We start from the raw sequence: 3019 nt of genomic DNA, 5'->3' as shown, positions 1-3019 counted from the left end.
TTCGCGAGCAAGCCCGCCCCCACAGGGATCCGGAGTGCATATCAGGGATTGAGCCGCTCCAGCCAGGCCCGCAAGTCCTTCACTTCCTGCGCACTGATGTTATGGCCCAGGCCTGGATAGCCATGGAATTCCGGCTCCAGGGCCAGCGTCTTCAGGAAGGTGTTGGCGTCGGTGCCGTCGTGATAGGGAATGATCGGGTCCACCGTGCCGTGGCCGATGAACACTGCCAGCGCCCGCCGCGATTCGTCGGGCGTCAGTTCGGCTCGCAGCACCGGCAGGACCCGCCCGCCCATCGCCGCAATACCGCCAACGGCTTCGGGGTGTCGCAAGGCGACTTCGTAGCTCATCATCGCGCCCTGGCTGAACCCCACCAGGTAGACGTTGCTCGCGTCAGCCGGGTACTTGGCCCGGGCCTTGTCGATGAATTCCAGGAGCATCTGCCCGCTGGCCTTCAGGTCGGATGTGTCACCGTCGTACGCACCCTCGCCCTTTTTCGCAAACCACTGGTAGTGCCCTGGCTCCATGGTCTTGGGCGCCCGTACCGAAAGGTAGTTGTAGTGTTCGGGCAGTTCGTCCGCGAGCCTGAGCAGGTCCTCTTCGTTGCTGCCCGACCCGTGCAGGAAAATCACCAGGGGGCGGTTCCCGGCCTTTTCGTCGGCACGGGCCAGGTAGTTGAGTGGCAAGTCGGTGTGCAGCGAAGGTTGAGCCTGCACGCCGACGGATACCAGCAGCAGAAACAGGGCGAACGCTTTGAGCATCAGTCTTCCTCCATCATTGGATAGCCGCACGGCAACGACCGTGCGGTGAGGTAGACAGCACTCATCAGTCGTTGATCAATTTCCCCGCCCGAATCGGCTCGCGCCCGGCGACTTTCGCCTGCCAGATGCCCGGTTGGGTATAACGTCCGCGGTCCAGGGCGAACAATACCCCGCGGGTGCCGGCAGGAACAACGGTGACCCGGTCATTCAACGGATCGACCACTTCGAACAACGGATCGCCCCGCTCCACCCATTCGCCCGCTTCGCGCAGGAAACTCACCACGCCATGGTGCGGCGCAAACAGGTATTCGGTGCCTTCGAATGGAAACCCCTCGCAGCACGCTTGCGGCGCGGCCGGCCAGTCTCCGCCGATAAAGCCCTGTTCCGCCAGGAACCCCAGGATGGCTTCGCAATTGGCCTGGGCTTGCTCCACCCGGGTGTCGCCCATGCTGCCCAGTTCCAGCGTCGTCGCCAGGTTGGCCGGCGGAATCGCTGCTTGCGGAAAAATCTTCGCCAGGCGCAACCACGGCGTCGAACACGACTCATCGAACGAACTGCCGCCGGAATCTTCACACAGCAACGCCACGCCGGCTTTCAACCGCGCCGCCAATGAGCGCCACTGCGGCCACTGTTGCGGCAAGGCGTACAAGTGGATCGCGGCCTCGAAATCACAGTGCAGGTCCAGGGTGACATCGGCGTCGCAGGCGTGGCGGAGCAATAGCCGATGCAGGGCTTCGAGCTGAGACGGTGGTGGCGCAAGCTCATCCAGCACCTCGACCATTGTCTGGCGAATCAAGGTGATATTGGCGGCCGGGTCATCCCCGAGGCGATTACCGATGCGTTGTGCCACCGGGGCGCTCAGTTCAACGAAGGATCGGTTGAAATTCTTGCCACTGCCCAACTCGAAGCGCCCCATGTGGGCACTTTGCAGATGCTGGTCCAGGCCGATCGGATTGGCCACCGGCACCAGCTCGATCACCCCCTTGAGCAGCCCTTGGGCTTCAAGTTCGTTGAGGCGTTTTTTCAATTCCCATGCCGTGCGCATGCCGGGCAATTCATCGGCGTGCAGGCTGGCCTGGATATACGCCTTGCGCGGGCCGTGGCCGTAACGAAACACGCTGAGCGAACGTTCCGTGCCCAGGTGGCTCCAGGGCAAGGTATGGTCGATGCGTTGCATAGGCTCTCCAGATATCGGTTTCTCGACAGGCGCAGGGTAAGACAATCGCCCATGAAAAAGGTGGCCGGCCGGGTCAGCGGCGGGCCACCTGGTAACTTCAGCGATTAATGCCCGTAGACGTCAAAGGCAAAATATTTGTCTTGGACTTTCTTGTACGTGCCATTGGCGCGGATTTCGGTGATGGCAGCGTTGAATTTCTCGGCAAGCGCCTGGTCGCCCTTGCGCACCGCGATACCGGCGCCGCCGCCGAAGTATTTCGCGTCTTCGTAAGTTGGCCCGACGAAGGCAAAACCTTTGCCAGCATCGGTTTTCAGGAAGCCTTCGTCGAGGTTGACCGAGTCGGCCAGCATCGCGTCGAGGCGCCCGGCAACCATGTCCAGGTTGGCTTCCTGCTGGGAGCTATAGCGCACCAGGTTGATCCCCGCCGGCACCAACACCTCGGTTGCGAAGCGGTCATGGGTACTGGCGCGCAGCACACCGACTTTCTTGCCCTTGAGCTCGGTCAGTGGATCCTTGACGTCGGAGCCTTCCTTCATCACGAAGCGCGCCGGGGTGTGGTAGTACTTGATGGTGAAGTCGACGTTTTTCTTGCGATCGTCGGTGATGGTCATGGACGACAGGATCGCGTCGATTTTCTTGACCTTCAGCGCCGGGATCAGGCCGTCGAATTCCTGCTCGACCCAGACACACTTGACCTTCATCTGTGCGCACAGCGCGTCGCCGATGTCCACATCGAAACCGGCCAACTTGCCATCAGGGGTTTTCATCGAAAACGGTGGATAACCCGCCTCGATCCCGAGGCGGATCGGCTTGGCGTCTTCGGCCACGGCCGAGAATGACAATACGGACAGTGCCAGGGCACCGAACATGGCTAACTTCTTCATTTTTGCTCCTGAGTGCGCAGGTATTTATTGATCGTTATAGGCAGATTCGGAAACAGCGTTCGGTCGATGAAAACCGAAGTGGCCCGGAGTCTAGAGATGCACCCAGCAGGGAAATTACGTCGAAGCGACAAATATTTATAAAAATACCGCCCAGGAGCTGCGTAGGAGCTGGGTAGGTGCTGGGTAGGAGCTGCGTAGGA

3 protein-coding genes are annotated in these 3019 nt (G+C 60.8%); all 3 read right to left on the bottom strand.

Annotated features, from left to right (window positions below; all coding sequences use genetic code 11):
- Positions 1-41: 41 nt before the first annotated feature.
- The 3 genes from OC610_RS24385 to OC610_RS24375 all read right to left on the bottom strand — a co-directional run bounded on the left by OC610_RS24385 (position 42) and on the right by OC610_RS24375 (position 2819).
- Positions 42-758, bottom strand: coding sequence for an alpha/beta hydrolase (locus tag OC610_RS24385; protein WP_264431515.1), 717 nt, complete (start codon positions 756-758; stop codon positions 42-44).
- A 64-nt stretch (positions 759-822) separates the two neighbouring features.
- Positions 823-1935, bottom strand: coding sequence for a succinylglutamate desuccinylase/aspartoacylase family protein (locus OC610_RS24380; RefSeq protein WP_264431513.1), 1113 nt, complete (start codon positions 1933-1935; stop codon positions 823-825).
- A 104-nt stretch (positions 1936-2039) separates the two neighbouring features.
- Positions 2040-2819, bottom strand: coding sequence for an ABC transporter substrate-binding protein (locus OC610_RS24375; protein WP_264431511.1), 780 nt, complete (start codon positions 2817-2819; stop codon positions 2040-2042).
- Positions 2820-3019: the final 200 nt, after the last annotated feature.

This window comes from Pseudomonas agronomica (assembly GCF_025917275.1).
Lineage (GTDB): Bacteria > Pseudomonadota > Gammaproteobacteria > Pseudomonadales > Pseudomonadaceae > Aquipseudomonas > Aquipseudomonas agronomica.
This window is presented reverse-complemented; position numbering and strand designations above follow the sequence as displayed.

Coding starts and splice junctions, on each gene's coding strand:
- OC610_RS24385 (WP_264431515.1), bottom strand. CDS start 758: ATGCTCAAAGCGTTCGCCCTGTTTCTGCTGCTGGTATCCGTCGGCGTG.
- OC610_RS24375 (WP_264431511.1), bottom strand. CDS start 2,819: ATGAAGAAGTTAGCCATGTTCGGTGCCCTGGCACTGTCCGTATTGTCA.
- OC610_RS24380 (WP_264431513.1), bottom strand. CDS start 1,935: ATGCAACGCATCGACCATACCTTGCCCTGGAGCCACCTGGGCACGGAA.